General features: G+C 31.7%; 18 protein-coding genes. 7 read left to right on the top strand and 11 right to left on the bottom strand.

Annotated features, from left to right (window positions below):
* From B3I31_RS02400 to B3I31_RS02430, 7 genes are all read right to left on the bottom strand, one after another.
* On the bottom strand, positions 1-1,251 hold the full coding sequence (locus tag B3I31_RS02400) for a TolC family protein (RefSeq protein ID WP_291087445.1): 1,251 nt from the start codon (positions 1,249-1,251) through the stop codon (positions 1-3).
* A 72-nt stretch (positions 1,252-1,323) separates the two neighbouring features.
* Positions 1,324-2,661: a sensor histidine kinase gene (locus B3I31_RS02405; RefSeq protein WP_291087448.1), complete on the bottom strand. Its 1,338-nt coding sequence runs from the start codon at positions 2,659-2,661 to the stop codon at positions 1,324-1,326.
* Positions 2,662-2,664: 3 nt separating this feature from the next.
* Complete coding sequence (locus tag B3I31_RS02410) at positions 2,665-3,342, bottom strand: response regulator transcription factor (RefSeq protein ID WP_291087450.1); 678 nt, start codon at positions 3,340-3,342, stop codon at positions 2,665-2,667.
* 148 nt (positions 3,343-3,490) lie between these two features.
* On the bottom strand, positions 3,491-4,627 hold the full coding sequence (locus tag B3I31_RS02415) for an efflux RND transporter periplasmic adaptor subunit (RefSeq protein WP_125349493.1): 1,137 nt from the start codon (positions 4,625-4,627) through the stop codon (positions 3,491-3,493).
* Between the two features lies 1 nt (position 4,628).
* Complete coding sequence (locus tag B3I31_RS02420; RefSeq protein WP_291059950.1) at positions 4,629-8,957, bottom strand: CusA/CzcA family heavy metal efflux RND transporter; 4,329 nt, start codon at positions 8,955-8,957, stop codon at positions 4,629-4,631.
* A gap of 98 nt (positions 8,958-9,055) precedes the next feature.
* Positions 9,056-9,361, bottom strand: a complete 306-nt coding sequence (locus B3I31_RS02425; protein WP_152606051.1) for a hypothetical protein — start codon at positions 9,359-9,361, stop codon at positions 9,056-9,058.
* 139 nt (positions 9,362-9,500) lie between these two features.
* A complete protein-coding gene (locus B3I31_RS02430; protein ID WP_125349490.1) occupies positions 9,501-9,893 on the bottom strand; it encodes a hypothetical protein in 393 nt (130 codons plus the stop codon).
* Between the two features lie 89 nt (positions 9,894-9,982).
* Here B3I31_RS02430 and B3I31_RS02435 point away from each other — a divergent pair, with 89 nt between their 5' ends.
* The 4 genes from B3I31_RS02435 to B3I31_RS02450 all read left to right on the top strand — a co-directional run bounded on the left by B3I31_RS02435 (position 9,983) and on the right by B3I31_RS02450 (position 13,068).
* The gene (locus B3I31_RS02435; RefSeq protein WP_125349489.1) at positions 9,983-10,516 is read left to right on the top strand and encodes a methyltransferase; all 534 of its coding nucleotides are present in this window, start codon (positions 9,983-9,985) and stop codon (positions 10,514-10,516) included.
* Entirely contained in the window at positions 10,476-11,363 is an 888-nt protein-coding gene (locus tag B3I31_RS02440; RefSeq protein WP_286494880.1) for a glycosyltransferase, read from the top strand. The genes B3I31_RS02435 and B3I31_RS02440 overlap by 41 nt, the downstream gene beginning before the upstream one ends.
* 7 nt (positions 11,364-11,370) lie before the next feature.
* Positions 11,371-12,135: a hypothetical protein gene (locus tag B3I31_RS02445; RefSeq protein WP_280035617.1), complete on the top strand. Its 765-nt coding sequence runs from the start codon at positions 11,371-11,373 to the stop codon at positions 12,133-12,135.
* 138 nt (positions 12,136-12,273) lie between these two features.
* Positions 12,274-13,068 carry a hypothetical protein gene (locus B3I31_RS02450; RefSeq protein ID WP_260392525.1) on the top strand — a complete coding sequence of 265 codons (795 nt, stop codon included), beginning with the start codon at positions 12,274-12,276 and terminating at the stop codon, positions 13,066-13,068.
* A 53-nt stretch (positions 13,069-13,121) separates the two neighbouring features.
* Here B3I31_RS02450 and B3I31_RS02455 read toward each other — a convergent pair whose 3' ends face one another.
* The 3 genes from B3I31_RS02455 to B3I31_RS02465 are packed head-to-tail and all read right to left on the bottom strand — an operon-like array spanning position 13,122 to position 15,777.
* The gene (locus B3I31_RS02455; protein ID WP_291059952.1) at positions 13,122-14,441 is read right to left on the bottom strand and encodes an ABC transporter permease; all 1,320 of its coding nucleotides are present in this window, start codon (positions 14,439-14,441) and stop codon (positions 13,122-13,124) included.
* A gap of 12 nt (positions 14,442-14,453) precedes the next feature.
* Entirely contained in the window at positions 14,454-15,386 is a 933-nt protein-coding gene (locus B3I31_RS02460; RefSeq protein WP_280035614.1) for an ABC transporter ATP-binding protein, read from the bottom strand.
* Positions 15,387-15,444: 58 nt separating this feature from the next.
* Complete coding sequence (locus B3I31_RS02465; RefSeq protein ID WP_115000393.1) at positions 15,445-15,777, bottom strand: MGMT family protein; 333 nt, start codon at positions 15,775-15,777, stop codon at positions 15,445-15,447.
* A 41-nt stretch (positions 15,778-15,818) separates the two neighbouring features.
* Here B3I31_RS02465 and B3I31_RS02470 point away from each other — a divergent pair, with 41 nt between their 5' ends.
* Complete coding sequence (locus B3I31_RS02470) at positions 15,819-16,364, top strand: hypothetical protein (RefSeq protein ID WP_221855222.1); 546 nt, start codon at positions 15,819-15,821, stop codon at positions 16,362-16,364.
* Between the two features lie 54 nt (positions 16,365-16,418).
* On the opposite strand, the gene B3I31_RS02475 is transcribed toward B3I31_RS02470, so the two are convergent.
* Positions 16,419-16,610, bottom strand: coding sequence for a cold-shock protein (locus tag B3I31_RS02475; protein WP_038330556.1), 192 nt, complete (start codon positions 16,608-16,610; stop codon positions 16,419-16,421).
* A gap of 126 nt (positions 16,611-16,736) precedes the next feature.
* Here B3I31_RS02475 and hemW point away from each other — a divergent pair, with 126 nt between their 5' ends.
* Positions 16,737-17,864 (top strand): radical SAM family heme chaperone HemW, encoded by a 1,128-nt coding sequence (gene hemW, locus B3I31_RS02480; protein ID WP_115000397.1) that lies wholly within the window; start codon positions 16,737-16,739, stop codon positions 17,862-17,864.
* 17 nt (positions 17,865-17,881) lie between these two features.
* A complete protein-coding gene (gene murI, locus B3I31_RS02485; RefSeq protein ID WP_125349482.1) occupies positions 17,882-18,691 on the top strand; it encodes a glutamate racemase in 810 nt (269 codons plus the stop codon).
* The last annotated feature ends 49 nt before the right edge of the window (positions 18,692-18,740 follow it).

Genomic DNA, 18,740 nt, shown 5'->3' on the forward strand with positions numbered 1-18,740 from the left:
TTATAAATCTTGTCCAACGATATAATTTAGTTCTTCGAATGTGTTTTGATAATTTTCCAATAAATCCAAATAAGCTTTTTGAGATTCGCGATAAGCCTGCGTAAAATCAATAAATTCTAATAAAGTGATTTGTTTATTTTGGAGATGTTTTTTGTAATTGTCAATCATGGTTAGTTGCTCTTGATTGTTCAATTTTTTCCACTGAATAAGAGCTTTATCCAATTGACTAATTTGATTTTGAAGTCGATCGATCGAAATATCTAACTCAGAATGTAGCGCATTTTTCGTAATTTGTTGTTGATTCAGTACAATTTCTGAAGCTTTGATGTTTCCTTTATTCGTATTGAAAATCGGTAAATCAATGCTTACACCTACACCTACAAAATCGCGCATAATATTTCCACCACGATCATAATTTACCTGAAAAGCCAAATCTGGTGTACGTTGCGCTTTTTCTAAAATCAATTGTTTTTCAGCTAAATTGATTTCATTTTCTTGTTTTTTTAACGCTATATTTTGCTCTTTTGCTAATTGTTTAGCATTGAATGGGATTGATTTGGAATGAGAATTGAATCTTGAAAAATCGATTTCATTTACATTTAAATCTGAGTTTTGCGTTAACAATCGAAGTTTATTAATGTATTCAATTTCTTGATTTTCTAGCTCAATTTGATCTTTTTGTAAACCGATTAATTCTGTTTGAAGTCTGTAAAAATCTGCTTTCGGAACATTTTTTAAATCTGCTTGTCGCTGATATTGCGTCATCATTTGTTCAAACAAATCAACACTATTTTGTAATTCTTTCTTTTCAGATTGAATACGCGCCAACGAAAAATATGTTTGTCTTAATTCCTTTTTCAGCTCACGCAACAATTCCTCATACTCAAAAAGTGCCGAATTCTTCTCTAATTCTTTAATTGCAACACGCTTTTTACGTTTACCTGCGGTTTCAATTAATTGCTCTAATTCGACAGAAATTTGTTGATTTTTCCCGTATTTACCGAATAAATAAGGCTGTTCTTCCACATGATATGTTTTCCAAAGATTAACCTCAGAAATACTCAACGTTGGATTTTGCCATAATTTCTCCTGAATAATTTCAGCATCAATTCTGTCTACATTGAATTTATTCGCAATAAGCGCATAATTTTTTTGTAAAAACGCGGCTTCTAGATTGTCCAACGTTATGTTTTGCGCCTGTGTTTGTATCGCAAGAACAATTGGAATTGCAGTATAATAGATCTTCTTCACTTCTACTCTTTTTGAAAATTCAAAAGTAAAAGCGTAAGATTAAGGTGAGTTTTAAGTTAGATTAAAAGTAGATTAGAAAATGAGTTTAACAATCGTTCCTTTAGGTTTATTCGGAACAATTTCGATATCAATTTGATGAAGTGTAAAAATAATATTCGCCATCGAAAGCCCAATACCTTTTCCTTGAAAATCTTGCGTGTTTTTTCCTCGAAAAAAGTTTTGTTTAATTTGTTTGATATCGGTTTCTAAAATACCAATTCCCAAATCGGAAATATGAATTTGCAAACGATGATTGATTTCCAAAAACTGTACTAAAATCGGTTGATTGTTCGAATATTTTATCGCGTTACTTACTAAATTATTCAGCGCAACTTCTAGTAATTTTTCGTTTCCTTGAATGGTTAACAATTGATTATTTACGACTTGTAAATCCACATTTATACGTGCTTGATGATACAAAATAGCATTTTCAATCACTTGCCAAACTACTTCATCAATTCGAATTTGACTAAATTCAAAACTCGTTTTTGCTCCCGAAAGTAACATCATTTGGTCTAACGTTTCTTGCAAATCATTGGTATATTGTTTCAATTGCACAATCACGTTTTCGTATTCTTCGAGCGTTCTTTTTTTATGATTCGTTACTTCTAAAGTTCCTAACAATGCAGTAATTGGCGTTCGTAACTCGTGCGAAACATAATCGATAAAATTCTTTTGCACATTAAACGTTTGCGCCATTCGATCAATAAAATGATTGTAGGTTTTGATTAAATCTTCAATCTCCGCATACGATTTATTAAGCTTTAAAGGTTCTGTAAAATTCTTCGCATCACGCTCTTTTATTTGATCTATAATTTTTGTAATCGGTTCATAAGCAATCACTCCTAAAAAATTAGAAAATAGATAAATAAAAATCAACCCAACCAATGAAACTGAAATCAGGATTTGAAGTAACGATTGCATTTGTTCGTTAAATTCTTGTTTAGATTCGCGCGTAATTACAACAAAATCTCCTTGGTTATCGTGATAAAAAATTCCGTTATAAAAGAAATCTTTACTCGCAAAAAAATCAGTTTTATTCGAACGAATATTCTCTATAAATTGCTGCGTTATTTCTTTATTATCAGCCATATTTCCATTGTATTTTTTATTGTTTTGATCAATAATTAAAATATTTTTTCTGGAAATCGTTTTTATCAATTGGCTTTGTACATTATTGTGTTCTAAAACGGGTAATTCGTCTTTTTCTAAGTAGTAAATAGAAGCCAAAAGTGTCTTATTTTGCAAAGATTTAAACTCTTTTTTCTCCATTTCGGTATAAAAAGAAAAATAAATAATTGTAGAAACAATCAGAATAATAATACTGAAAATAACGACTGAATAAAGCGCTAATCGGTGTTTTAATTTCATAATTTAGGCTTTAAACATATAACCAACACCTTTTACCGTGTGAATGTATTTTGTTCCATTTTTCTCGATTTTATTACGCAAATACGAAATGTAAACATCCACAACATTGGTGTGATTATCGAATGTTATGCCCCAAACAGCGTTTAAAATTTGGATACGAGTAACGGTTTTATCTATATTTTCGATTAAATAATTCAGCAACTTAAATTCACGAGGAGAAAGTTCTGTTTCTTCTTGATTGACAAAAACTTTATATTGATCCAAATCGATTTCTAAGGCATCAAAAATTAATTTATTTTCAGGAACTTCTTGCGAACGAAACTGATTTCGGCGCGTTAAAGCTTTGATTCGCGATAATAATTCGTCGAAATGAAATGGTTTTGTAATGTAATCATCTGCACCATAATCCAAAGCCGAAACCTTATCTTGAACCGTGTTCAATGCACTTAACATCAATATTGGAGTGAATATTTTCTTGTAACGAAGTGTTTGCACAAGCTGAATCCCATCCATTTTAGGCAACATAATGTCACAAATAATCAAATCAAACTGAATCGTAAGAAATTCATCTAAAACAGTTTCGGCATCTTTACAAAGCGTGACCAAATGCCCATTTTCTTCTAATCCTTTGATTAAAAAATCGCTAATTCGCTTATCATCTTCGATTACTAAAATTTGCATACACTTTCCATTTTTCCAAAATTAATGAATTTGAATAAGATGAGATGAATGTAAAAAGTTTTCTAATTGGATTTTAATTTAAAAAGAACAAAATTCAATAAAAAACGAGCAATAAATTGCTCGTTTTTTATATTCAATAATTCGAAGTCTAATCTCCTTCTCCACTATTTTTCATCGCAGTCAAAAGATTATATGCTCCTTTCGAAACATAGACTTTTCCTGAATTTTGAGGAGATTTTATTTCAATCATTTTATTCGCAGAACCTCCTATTTCTACAAGAACTAATCGAAACTGATTTTTAGTTTGTCTTTCGAACACATAGTCTTTTCCTTCAAACTGAATTACAGCTTCTTCTGGTAAAACATTCGCGTCAAGCGAATTCACTTGCAATTCGATATTGAAATACATATTCGCTGTTAATCGCGTACCATTCGCATTCGTAATTCGTGCAAAAACATCAACCGTTCCATCTTCATTCACTTGATTTGAAATTGAGGTGATTTGCGCATCTAACTTTTGATCTGGTTTTGCATTGGTATAAGCTTTCAAAAATTGACCAATCTGAATGTTACTCAGATCCTTTTCAAATACTTTTACATTCAACAAAGAACGATCTGGATTAATAATTTCTAACATCGCATCTGCTGGCGAAATATATTGTCCTGTATTCGCAAAAACCTGACTCACCATTCCGCTAATCGGTGCATAAACATTGATGGTACGTCGGATATTACTCAACGAAACTGAGGAAGGATTGATATTCATTAATCTTAGTTTCTGTTCCAAGGAACTTTTCTTTACCATCAACGATTGACGTGTTGCTTTCGCTTGTTGCATCACTTTGTCACTTGCTGCTTGCTCTGCATTCAAATCCTTTTGACGAACATAATCTGCACTAGCCTGCTCTAACAAAGCTTTTGTTGTGAGATAATCTTCTTGCATTTGGATATACTGCGGATCTTCTAAAACCACCAAAACTTGTCCTTTATTGACATAATTTCCTGGAATTAGTGCAATTCGTTTCACATAACCACCAAAGGCATTGGTGATAGAAATAGTATTTTCTGGGGTTACTGCCGTCTTTGCATTTAGCCGAATAGTTGTAGGTAAATTCTGATGACGTAAAGAGGTTGTATCAATTTCAAAATTCTTTAATTGAGCATCTGTCAACTTTAAAATTGAAGTAGAAATAGTTGCTTTTTGCTCTACTTCAGGTTTTGTTTCTTCTTTGTTACAACTCATCACAACAAAAGATGTACAAAGCATTAAGATATATTTTTTCATATTATTGTGCAGTATAAAAAGTCATTGCGGCATAAGCCTGATTACGTAGATTCTTTGCTTCTAGAAACTTTGTTTTCACTTCGATGATTTGATTATTCAGAATCACCCAATCCAAAAAATTAATCTCTCCTTCTAGTAATTGACGATTAATTGTTTTTTGTAAATCATTCGCAGCAGGAAGTTGAGTTTGCTCAAAATCTCCTACTATTTCTTCGTAAGAGTTTACTTTATTTTTTAAAACATCAAAATCTTGTTGCAACTTCGATTGTTGTAAAGTATACGCTTGTTTTGCAAGATCAGTTTTAACTTTTGAGGCTTCAATTGACGAATTAATTCCTCTATTAAATAAAGGTAAGCCAACTCCTACTTGAAAAGAATTGTATCGATTTTGATCCAAATCAGAAAAGCTTTGATTTGAATATCCAACTGTTAAAACTGGAATTTTCTTTGATTTTTCTATTTCAGTTTCTAAAGTAGAAGTCTGAATATTTTCTTCAGCTAATTTTAACATTGGGTGTGTACCTGAAACAGATAATCCTGCAATTTCATTCCAATTTACACCATCTTTTGTTGGATAAATTTTGAATGATGAATTGGTTAAAAATTGAATTTGTCTTGATTCATTTTCTAATTCATTCTCAACTAATCTCAATTGATTTTGAATCGATTTCAATTGAATAATAGCTGTAGAAACCTCACTTCGGTTTGATTCACCTTTCTTCAAACGTAAATTTGCTTTCTTCAAAAACTCTTGGTAAATCAATTCATTTTCTTTCAATAAATCTTGTTGATATTCTGTATTTTGCATATTGACATACAGATTAGCTAATCGTTGTTTAATTTCAACTTTCGTCAATTGTTCATTTGCTTTAGAAGTACTGATCATTTGTTCGTTCAAAGCTTTTTGACGTTTAAAAACCACAGGAAATTGAAACGATTGCGAAATAGTAAACTTGTTATCAAATTCACCTGAATTCACTTGTCCAAATTCCGCAGCTATATCTAAAGGTGAAAGCGAACGATTGGCAAATACATTTTTCTCGTGATAAACAGTTGTCAATTCTGCTTGTTTAATTTCGAGGTTATTCGCGTCAGCTAACTTGACAACTTCATCAAAACTCATACGTTCTTGCGCATTAGCAGTTGTTCCAAACAAAACTAAAACTAATAAAATAGCTGTAGGAATTGATTTATGACGAGTTGATTTCTTTTTAAAATGAATATTTTCGAACATAACATATAAAATTGGTAAAACAAAAAGGGTAAGAAAAGTTGCACCCATTAATCCTCCGATAACAACAGTTGCTAATGGACGTTGAACTTCTGCACCCGAACCATTACTAAGAGCCATTGGTAAGAAACCTAAAGAAGCTACAGCAGCTGTCATTAGGACAGGACGAAGACGAGTTCGTGTTCCAATAATAACAATTCGAGTTGTATTTTTAATTCCGTTATCACGTAGACGATTGTATTCTGAGATTAATACAATTCCGTTTAGAACAGCAATTCCAAAAAGGGCGATAAATCCAACTCCAGCACTAATACTGAAAGGCATATCTCGCGCAGCTAAGAATAGTATTCCACCGATTGAAGAAAGCGGAATGGCTGTATAAATTAATAAACTTTCTTTGATTGATTTGAATGCAAAGAATAACAACACAAAAATCAAAACCAAGGCGACTGGAACAGCAATACCTAAGCGAGCTTTTGCATGATTCAAATTTTCGAAAGCTCCACCATAAGTCGCATAATATCCTGTAGGAAGTTTGACTTGAGCATCAACCTTTTGTTGCAACTCTTGCACAACACTCTCTATATCGCGTCCTTTTACATTAAATCCAACAACAATTCTACGTTTTGCATCTTCGCGCTGAATTTGATTTGGCGTATTTTTATAATCTACTTTTGCTAGTTGATTCAATGGAATCTGAATTCCAGAAGCAGTAGGAATCAATAAATTTCGAATATCTTCGATATTTTCGCGTTTATCTTCTGCTAAACGAACCACCATATCAAAACGTTTTTCACCTTCGAAAACCATTCCAGTAGATTGTCCTGCAAAAGCCATATTAATAATACGATTTGCTTCTCCAATACTCAATCCATATTGCGCTAATAAAGCGCGATCAAACTCAATCACAACTTGCGGAATTCCATTAATTGGTTCAATATATAAGTCTTGCGCTCCTTTTACAGTATTGATTATTTTTCCTAATTTATCTGCATTATTGGCTAAACTATCTAAATTTTCACCAAATATTTTCACCACCACATCTTGTCGTGCTCCTGTCATTAATTCGTTAAAACGCATCTGAACAGGAAATTGAAATCCCGTTGAAAGTCCTGGAACATCTTCCAAAGCTTTACTCATTTTATCCGATAATTCTGGAAAAGTTGTGGCAGAAGTCCATTCTTTTTTAGGTTTCAATACAATAATCATATCTCCTGTATCCATTGGCATTGGGTCAGTAGGAATCTCTCCACTCCCAATTTTTGTCACAACCATTTCAACTTCAGGAAATTCATCTTTTAAGATTTTTGCAGCTTTGGTCGTATATTCTTTCGTTGTCGTAATATTACTTCCTAGTAAAATACGTGCTTCTACAGCAAAATCGCCTTCTTCTAAAGCTGGAATAAATTCACCTCCTAAACGAGACATCACAAAAACAGCAATAGCAAATAGAGAAAGCACAATTGCTAAAATAATAGTACGAACTTTTAAGGCTTTGATTAAATATTTCTGATGGAAAATCTCAATTTTAGCCATTACACGATCCGATAAATTTGGTTTCACTTTCTTCTTTTTACTTAAAAATAAGCTGGTCATCATCGGAACATAAGTCAACGAAAGAATAAATGCACCAATCAATGCAAAAGCAACTGTTTGCGCCATTGGTTTGAACATTTTCCCTTCTATTCCTTGTAAAGTAAAAATTGGTAAATAAACAATTAGAATAATAATTTGACCAAAAACAGCCGAATTCACCATTTTTTTAGCTGAAGAACCAACTGTTTGATCCATTTCTGTTTGTGTTAATTTGTTCTTCAACCCAAACTTTTTGTTGTGTGCTAACTGATGCATCGCCGCTTCTACAATAATCACAGCTCCGTCAACAATTAATCCGAAATCTAATGCGCCTAGACTCATCAAGTTTCCACCTACACCAAAAATATTCATCATAATAATCGCGAATAATAAGGCTAGAGGAATGACAGAAGCTACAATAAAACCAGCACGTAAATTTCCTAAGAAAAGCACTAAAATAAAGACAACGATTAAGGCTCCTTCAAGTAAATTCGTTTCAACCGTATGAATCGTATTGTCAACCATTTTTTTACGGTCTAAGAAAGGTTCAATAACAACTCCTTCAGGTAACGTCTTTTTGATCTCTTCGATACGTTGTTGTACATTCTTCACCACTTCGTTACTATTAGCTCCTTTCAACATCATAACAATTGCACCAGAAACCTCACCTGTATCGTTATATGTCATTGCACCATAGCGTGTAGCAAAACCAGTTTTTACATCTGCAACATCTCTCAATAAAATAGGTGTTCCGCTTTGCGAGCGTTTGACCAAAATATTTTCGATATCTTCTATTTTACCAATTAAACCTTCAGAGCGAATGAATAAAGAAGTAGGACCTTTTTCGATATAAGCTCCACCTGTATTTTGATTATTCTCGCTCAGTGCATCAAATAAATCATTAATTGTCAGATTAAAAGATTGTAAACGTTGCGGATCAATCGCTATTTCGTATTGTTTCAATTTTCCACCGAAACTACTCACATCCGCTACTCCAGGAACGCCCAAAAGTTGACGACGAACAATCCAGTCTTGAATAGTTCTTAATTCAGTTTCATCATATTGATCTTCGTAACCTTCGGCAGGACGAACAACGTATTGATAGATTTCCCCCAAACCTGTCGAAATTGGACCAAGTTGTGGTTCACCAATACCTTCTGGAATCTCATTTTGAACCTGAATCAAGCGTTCACTTACTTGTTGTCGCGCCCAATAAACATCTGTATTGTCATCAAAAACAATGGTTACCAATGACAATCCAAAACGAGAAAAACTACGAATTTCGGTAATTCCACCAATATTAGAATTAGCTTGTTCGATAGGAAAAGTCACCAAGCGTTCTATATCTTCTGCACTAAAAGAAGGCGCTACAGTGATAATTTGAACCTGATTAGATGTAATATCAGGTTGTGCATCAATGGGTAATTTTGTTGCATCGTAGATACCAAATACCAACAAAGCCAACGTAAACAAACCCACGATAAATTTATTCTTGATTGAAAAATCAATAATTTTATTTAACATCGTAAAATTGTATAGATTAAAAATGTGCTAAATACAAGTTGTAAATAGCTGAAATTGGATAAATTGAAAGAATCAATCTATCGTAAAATCTAAAAAAATTACGCTTGTTTTGGCGGTTGCCAAATAGAATCTAAATAATGAGTATATAAGAAATCTTCATCAAATGTTTTGATTGAAGTCGTAGAAATTTCTTTATCTAAGTGTAAAACATCAAAGAGTTTTATGGGAGAGAAAAAAAAGTCGATGTGAACAAACTCAACTTTCATGAAAGGTAATTTTTGGTCAGTTTCCCAATCCGCATCAACCTCATGTCCACCATAATGATGAACTAAAAAAGTTTTCATTTCATCCAAAAAATCTCCTCCTTTATCATGTTCAATAAAATGAGAAATAAACACAGGCAATTTATATAACTGACACAATTGAGTTGAAGTTGTTATATATAAAAAAATTAAAATTTTAGTTGCCCATAGTTTCACGACCCAAATGTACAGTCAATTTTGCTTTCTTTCAAATTTAATTAATGGAAAAATCTCGTTAAACTTACTTAGAAACCTCTTTCTTCGTAAATAAATGAGAAATTACTTCGAGTTTATCATGATCGAATAAACACAAACCTTCAACATAGAAAGGTGTAAAATGAAAACTTTGTTGATCTACGATTCCAAATTCTTTCAGTTTTGGTTCGTAAACGACAAAACCTGTACGCAAGAATGGTTTTTTAGAGACTTTATACAACACAATATCATTGGTAAATAATCGTCGATTTCGTTTATCCAATATATCTATTCCAATATCTATGGTATCAAATTGTAAAGCATTTTCGTGCCAAGAAAACTCGTTATAACCTTTAAAATAGGTCACTCCATCTATCTCCTTCGCAAAACCTTCTACTTTATTTTTGTTTCGTAATCGATAATATCCAATCGTTTTCATCTGGCAAATTTGCAATAAAAAAATTTAAAATAGAAACGAGCAATATTAAAATAGATGATTAAATTTATCATCCGAAAACAACTAACACAATGTACAAAATATATCCACAAAAAAGATACAATGAAACCTTAGCTTTGCTGAAACAATTTGCTCAACCTACTGATAAAATTCTTGATTTAGGAATCAAAAATCCTTTTACAGATGTGATGTTGGAAAATGGTTTTGATGTAAAAAATACAAATGGCGACGATTTGGACTATTATTATAAGGATTTGCAAAATTATGATGCTAACTTTGTAACGGCTTTAGAAATTTTAGAACATTTGGTAAATCCAATGGAAGTGCTAAGAAATTTGCCTGGAGATAAATTATTAGCTTCAATTCCGATGCGTTTGTGGTTTTCGCCTGCTTATCGTAATCAAAATGATGCGCGAGATGTACATTATCACGAATTTGAAGATTGGCAATTTGACATGTTAATGGAAAAAGCTGGATGGAATGTAATACATCGTCACAAATGGACGCATCCATCAAACAAACTGGGAATAAGACCCTTATTAAGAAGAATTACACCAAGATATTATGCTGTCTACGCAGAACGAAAAAAAGACTTTACTTACTAAATACTCTATTGTTATACCTGCACATAACGAAGAAGATTTTATTGCGATTACGCTAAATTCTCTCGTTAATCAAACTGTTTTACCATATGAAGTGATTGTTGTAAATGATCATTCAACCGATAAAACACAACAAATTGTAGAAGAATTTACAGCTAAATATCCGTTCATCAAATTAAGAAATATCTTATCAAAAGGTGAACATCAGCCAGGAAGCAAAGTGATACAAGCTTTCTTGAAAGGTTACGAAATCATTGATCCTAATTATGATATTATTGTTAAATTGGATGCTGATTTAGATATTCCTTTCAATTATTTTGAGACTATTTTAACTCATTTTAATCATGAGGAAGATATTGCAATGGTTGGTGGTTTTGCGTATATTGATAAGGACGGAAAATGGATTCTTGAAAATCTGACAGATAAAGACCATATTCGTGGCGCATTTAAGGCGTATAGAAAAAATTGTTACGAAAAAATTGGTGGATTACGCGCACATATGGGTTGGGATACAGTAGACGAATTGTTGTGTAAATATTATGGTTGGAAAGTTGTTACAGACGAATCTTTACACATCAAACATCTAAAACCAACTGGCGCGAGTTACAATAAATCGGCGCTTTACAAACAAGGTGCGGCTTATTATGCATTAGGTTATGGATTTTGGATTACATTAATTGCTGGCACAAAATTGGCTTTACGTAAAAAGAAACCCACATATATTTTGTATTATTTGAAAGGTTTTTTTGAAGCTAAAATTAATGGTACAAAAAAAATGGTAAATCGAGATCAAGAAAAATTCATCCGAAATTATCGTTGGTCGAAAATGAAACAAAAAATAAAAGGTTAAATCTAACATGCGATATTGGTTAACATACACACTATTTATATTTCCATTCATCAGCTTTGCACAAAATAAGTTGATTACTGGTTCTGTGGTTGTAGACGAAGGAAACGATTATATTTCCTCAGTTTCTGGTGCTCGTATAGAAAATCTGACGTCAGAAAGTAAGACATGTACAAGCTCTTCGGGTTATTATTCTATCCAAGCAAATGTTGGCGATACAATTTTGTTTGAAGCAGATTTTTTGATTCCAAGAAAAATTGTAGTCAATCAAAATATTTACAACAAAGGTTTTTTACAAGCACATTTGGATATTGAAACAATTGAATTGAGTGGTGCTACAATTGGTAAAGGCCCTTTACAACCTAAATATCACAAGGATAATAAAACAGATTTGTACGATAAAATGGGACTTGATCAACGTTTACGAGATTTAGAACCTAAAAGAGATATTGCAAAATTCAAGCCAATGGATGTTTTAAATCCTGTTCGATTGATTGGTCATATGAATGGATTTTATCGTGAGCAACGTCGTGTACGTAATTACGAAACAAAACTTTCTCTCGTTCAAGAAGTTAAACATTATTATCCTACAGATTTTTATACAAATCAATTACAAATTCCTGAATATAAAATAGAAGAATTTTTATATTATGTTAATGCGCGTTATCCGCTTCAAGAAAAAGTTTTGAGCAGACAATTTGGTACGATAATGATTGATTTAGAATCTTATGCGAAAGATTATTTGAATGAATTAAATCAAAACAAAAATCAATAATTCTTAATAGATTTTTAAAATTTAGCCAATAAACGTTAACAAAATTGATGCTAATTTATTAAGACTTATCTTCGTACAAATAATTAAACGTATAATCACGAACAATTGAAATCACTATTTACCATTCTAATATTGCTGTTGTCGAATTTTATTTTCGCACAAGAAAAATGGATTCAGGGAAACATTATCATTGATGATTCTGACGATACAGCAGAAGGAGTTTACGTTACAAATCTGAGAACAAATCATACAACAATTTCTAATTTTACAGGAACTTTTCTTATTCAAGCAAAAGTAAATGACACGCTAAAAATACAATCTGATTGGTACGAAAATCGACTAATTATCTTAAGACCAAATTTGTTCAATAAACAAACAATTGTAGTGCATTTAGCTGTACAGACAATTCAATTGAATACCGCATATATTGGTCAAAAATTGACAGGAATTCTTGAAAAAGATGTCAAAAATGGAAAAAAAGCTGATGTTGTAACAAAACTTTATAAAAGTCTTGGTGTTAATCCTGATATCAAACCTATAAAAGACACATCTTCGTTGAAAGCTGGATTTTTGAGTGGAGATATTACGTTGACGAGATTGGATATTGGGCGTATTTATGATGTTTTTTCTGGTAAAGCCAAACAACGAAAAGCATTGCTTGATTATGAAGATAAATACGATAAAATTACAAAAATTAAGAATTATTTTGGTGAAGATTATTTCACAAATGATTTAAAAATTCCGAAATTCAAAATCAGAGATTTCATTGAAAATGCATTAACAAATACCGAATCTAAAATAGAATTGAATGATGTAAATTATTTCAAATTACTTCAATTATTTAATTCTTACAGTAAAATATACCTCGACTTTTTATACGGAAAAGTACCAAATAATACGAAAATCATCAAAAAAGATACGATAGACGATTAAAAAAAGAGCTTGATAAATCAAGCTCTTTTTTTAGTTTTATAAGTTGTGTAAAATTAGTTTTTATAAGAAACCCATTTTATCATTTCTTTCACAGTTGGTTTTTTACCATAAATTAAAATCCCAATCCTATAGATTTTTCCAGCAATATAAACCATAAATATTGTACTGATTAACAGCAAAAATAAGGATAAAGCTAATTGCCAAATCGGAACATCGAACGGAATTCGAGTAATCATTGAGATGGGAGAAGTCAATGGAATCATTGATAACCAAAAAGCAACTGGACCATCAGGATTTTCGAAAGTTGTCATACTTCCGTAAAGTCCAATCATCATCGGAACTAAAGGAAAATATGTAAATTGTTGCGTATCTGTATCATTGTCAACCGCAGAACCAATTGCCGCAAAAACAGAGCTGTAGAACAAATATCCTAAGATAAAATAAGCAATAAAAGCAAAAATGATTAACGGATAATTAAACGTTAACAATACTTCGCTAATTTCTGTTACTTTTTGCATCATATCTGGATTAGTCTCAGCTAATTGTGCTTGATTCATCATTTGTTGCGACATATCCATTCTTGAAGCAGCAATTGTTGGAAATAAAATCAATAACCCCATTGTCATTCCAATCCATATAGCAAATTGCGTGACTGCAACCATTGTCGTTCCTAAGATTTTACCCATCATTAATTCGAAAGGTTTTACAGAAGAAATGATAATTTCTACAACGCGATTATTTTTTTCTTCAACCACAGAACGCATTACTTTTACACCATAAATCATCACAAACATGAAAATAATGTAAGTTAAAAACATCGATAATCCGATTTTTAACTCCATTCCTTTATCTTCTTTTCCGTCTGTAACGTTAAAAACATTCAGGTTAACACGTGCCTTAGAAGCTTCTAAAGCCGCTTTGTCAATACCAGATTTTGCCTGTTTTTCTTTTTCTATTTTATCACTAATCGTTCTCGAAAGTTTTTCTCGATCAGTAATTCCAAGATTTCCATTTGTGATTAATTCAGTATTTTTCTCGATATTTTCATAATTTCCATCTGTATTTTTCGGAATATGAAGAATCGCATTCAAATATTCGCTTCCTTTCAAAGTATCTTTGATAGATTTCAACTCTTGAGGCGTGTAAATACTGAACATCATTTGTTTAGTCGATTTAAACGAGGTTACAAATTCTGTACTTTCATCTACAATTGCAATGTTTTTCACTTCAGAATTATTCGCAGAACTCAAAAAGAAAATCACCGCTCCTGCCCCAACAATCAACAAAGGCGAAAGAAAAGTCATAACAATAAACGCTTTGTTTTTTACTTGAGAAAAGAACTCGCGTTGTGCAACTAAAAATATATTTTTCATTTGAAAATTAGCTTAAAGATTAGGAATTGAACTTTGTTTAACAGCTTCCAAAAACACATCATTCATCGAAGGAATAATTTCTTTGAATTGATGAACTTGCCCCACTTGCATCAATTTATCTAAAATCACATTAGTTGGTGTTTCTTTATTGTACAACAAATTAAATTCAGTTCGTTGATTAACGTTTCGAACATCCGAAATTTCAAATTCATTCGCTAAATTTTGAAGAGAATCAGCGGGAATTTCATTCAATTGAATCGAAAATTTCCCAGTTTTAAATTGATTTCTAACTTCTTCAATTGTTCCATCTAATACTTTATTCGATTGATTAATCAAAGCAACATGATCACACATTTCCTCTACAGATTCCATACGATGCGTCGAAAAAATAATTGTCGTTCCTTTATCTCTTAATTCAAGAATTTCATTCGCAATAATTTGTGCATTTACAGGATCAAAACCACTAAAAGGTTCATCGAAAATCAGCAAAGAAGGATTGTGAATAACTGTAATCACAAACTGAACTTTTTGTCCCATTCCTTTCGACAACTCGCTCAATTTCTTGTTCCACCAAGACATCATATCAAGTTTCTCGAACCAATATTCGGTACGTTTTTTAGCTTCCGCAGAAGAAAGACCTTTCAGTTTTGCAAAATACAGTGCCTGTTCTCCAACCTTCATATTCTTGTACAAACCACGTTCTTCTGGCATATAACCAACTTGACCGATTGATTTTTTCGTCAAAGGTTCTCCATTTAGTAAAATCGTTCCACTATCTGGCGCCGTAATTTGATTAACAATACGAATAAAAGTCGTTTTTCCAGCACCATTTGGTCCCAAAAGTCCATAAATAGAACCTTGTGGAATATTGATACTAAAATTATTAAGCGCAACTTTATCTTTATATTTTCTTGTTAAGCCTTGAGCTTGCAATAAAAATTCCATTTTCTATATCATTTGATTTGTAAAATTAGTAAGAAGAAAATAAATTTTGTTACAGATTTTAATGAGATTCATTCGGATCCCATACAATTTCTTTAAAATTAATCACTTTATCATTTATAATCTCCACACCTTCATTCTCTAACAATTGCTGCATCAAACTCGAAGGATTAAAATGATGTTTTCCAGTTAACAAACCATTTCTGTTTACAACACGATGCGCAGGAACATCTTCTCGATTATGTGCATGATTCATTGCATAACCAACCACGCGAGCCGAAAATTTTTCTCCTATATATTTTGCAATCAATCCATAAGTAGAAACACGTCCTTCGGGAATTTGACGAACTATTTCATAAATTTTCTCATAAGTATCAGAAATGATTTTTGTCATAATCTAAACATTTATTGTAAATTTAAAGAAAGTAATAGAATATGAGCCAAAAAGTTCCAATTAAATCTCTTTTAAGCCGACCACGTTTTAAGGTTTTTACGCATTTATCAAAACAAGAATTTATTGATTTAATCAAAAAACACCTTGAAACAAATTCGACTGAATACGGAGGTTATGCCAATCAGGAAGTTGCGATGATTCGTGTCCGCAAAGACAAAGATAAATATTGGCACCCGCAATTACAAATCAGAATTGAAGATGACGATGATCATCCTGACTATTTGGTTGTAAGAGGAATTATTGGTCCCCCTTCTAATGTTTGGACATTTTTCGCATTTTTGTATGGTTTGAGCGGAGCTATTTTTATCACCTTAGGCTCTTATGCGGTTTCCGAATATATTGTACAAGGAAATAGTGTATGGATTTGGAGTATTCCTATTGCATTATTGATTACTTTAGGAACCTATTTAGCGAGTTTATATGGTCATTATTTGGCAAAATATCAGCTAGGAAGATTGTATCATTTCGTGAATGAATTGCTTCGTGATGCAGAGTTTTATCAAAATAGCGACGAAATCAAAGAATAAAAAAAGCGACCTAAATAGGTCGCTTACAAGAAATATGTTGAGATAATATATTAATTAGATTACTTTCACATTAACGGCGTTGATGCCTTTTTTTCCTTGTTCTAAGTCAAAAGATACTTTATCGTTTTGAGCTACTTTGTCTGTTAAACCAGAAACGTGTACGAAGTACTCTTTTCCTGATTCGTCATCTTTAATAAATCCGTATCCTTTTTCTTCATTAAAGAATTTTACAGTTCCTTTATTCATAGTATTTTATTTTCGTTGATAAAGATATAAGATTTATTTACAAAACCAATATTAATTTTTAGTTTTTTTTATAACAATTTTTTTAGCCTATAATTTCATTATAATTTTGTCTCAAATCATAATATTTTGGCAGGAATTTATATTCATATCCCGTTTTGTAAACAAAAATGCAGCTATTGCGACTTTCATTTTTCGACAAATCTTCAACATAAATCAAATTTAATTCAAGCAATTAATAAAGAACTTGAGATCAGAAAAGATGAAATTTCAACACCTTTAGAAACAATTTATTTTGGAGGAGGAACACCTTCTATCCTATCCGAAATTGAATTAGAAAGTATTTTCGAAACGATTTATAAAAATTATTCAACCAAAAATTTAAAGGAAATTACACTCGAAGCGAATCCTGATGATTTGAATAAAGAAAAACTTAATTTCTTAAAATCAACTCCGATTAATCGTTTTTCGATTGGTGTTCAATCATTTTTTGAAGAAGATTTGAAATTAATGAATCGAGCACATAATGCACAAGAAGCTGAGACTTCGATAAAATTGGCGCAAGATTTTGGTTTCGAAAATATCACTATTGATTTGATTTATGGTTCTACGACCACAACCAACGAAATGTGGAAGCAAAATTTGCAAAAAGCAATTGAGCTGAATGTTCCACATATTTCTTCTTATGCGTTAACAGTCGAAGAAAAAACAATTTTAGATCATCAAATCAAAAAAGGAATCACAAAACCGGTTGATGAAGATCGTCAAAACGAACAATTTCAACTTTTAGTTGACACTTTAACTTCGAATGATTTTATTCAATATGAAATCTCCAATTTCGGAAAAGAAGAGTATTTTTCTTTACACAATTCTAATTATTGGAAAGGAATTCATTATTTAGGAATTGGACCTTCTGCGCATTCTTATAACGGAAAAACTCGTGCTTGGAACATTGCAAATAATTCTAAATACATACAAGCTATCAACGAAAATAATCTACCTCAAGAAATTGAAGTTTTAAATGAAGTAGAAAAATTTAATGAAATGATAATGATAGGATTGAGAACAATTTATGGAATAGATTTAAATCGAATTAATTCAGAATTTTCTCAACCTTTAGTTAATTCTTTTCATCAAGAACTCAATCAATTAATCAACGAAAATTTAGTCGAAAAGAAAGAAAATAAAATTATTTTGAAACCCGAAGCAAAATTTTTCGCAGACGGAATTGCTTCTAGATTATTTTACATCAATTAATTTGTTAAATTTGCGATATGAATGATAACAGACCAATTGGTGTTTTCGACTCTGGAGTTGGTGGTTTGACGTTTGCAAAAGAAATAAAACGTCTGCTACCAAACGAAAGTTTGATCTATTTTGGCGATACTCAAAATTTGCCTTATGGAGAAAAATCGAAAGAAGCGATTACACAATTTTCGGTAGACATTACTAATTTTTTAATAGACAATAATTGTAAAGCGATTTTAGTTGCATGTAATTCTGCAACCGCTAATTCGTTGAAAGAAATTAGAGAAGCTGCAGGAAAAGATGTTCCTGTTATCGATGTTATTTCGCCTGTTGCGGAGAAAGTTTCGTTCGAATTAAGAGAAAAGATAGGTGTTATTGCAACAAAAGCAACTGTAAATTCGGGCGCGTACAAGAAAGCAATTCGTCGTCGAAATAAACATATTACGGTTATTGAAATGGCTACTCCTCTCTTAGTACCTGTTATCGAAGAGGGTTTTACAAATTCTACGATTTCTAAAGCAGTTTTAGAAACGTATTTATTGAACAAAAAATTAGAAGGAATTGATTCGATTATTTTAGGATGTACGCATTATACACATCTGGAAAAAGAAATCAATCAAGTATTTGAAGGAAAAGTTGATATCGTAAATTCACCTTTAATTGTCGTGAATCAAGTAATTTATCAATTGGCAAAAGAAGGAAAATTGGCTGCGAAAGATACTGTTGCAAACTATACATTTTATATTTCTGACAATACAGATAATATTATAAAAGTGGCAAAAAAATTCTTTGGAAAAGATATTCAATTAATTGAGAAAAATTTAGAAACGAAATAGAACCGACCATTATTTGTCGGTTTTTTTATAAAATATTACGAACAAACAA

It is taken from the genome of Empedobacter sp. UBA3475 (assembly GCF_002378465.1).
GTDB classification, from domain to species: domain Bacteria; phylum Bacteroidota; class Bacteroidia; order Flavobacteriales; family Weeksellaceae; genus Empedobacter; species Empedobacter falsenii_B.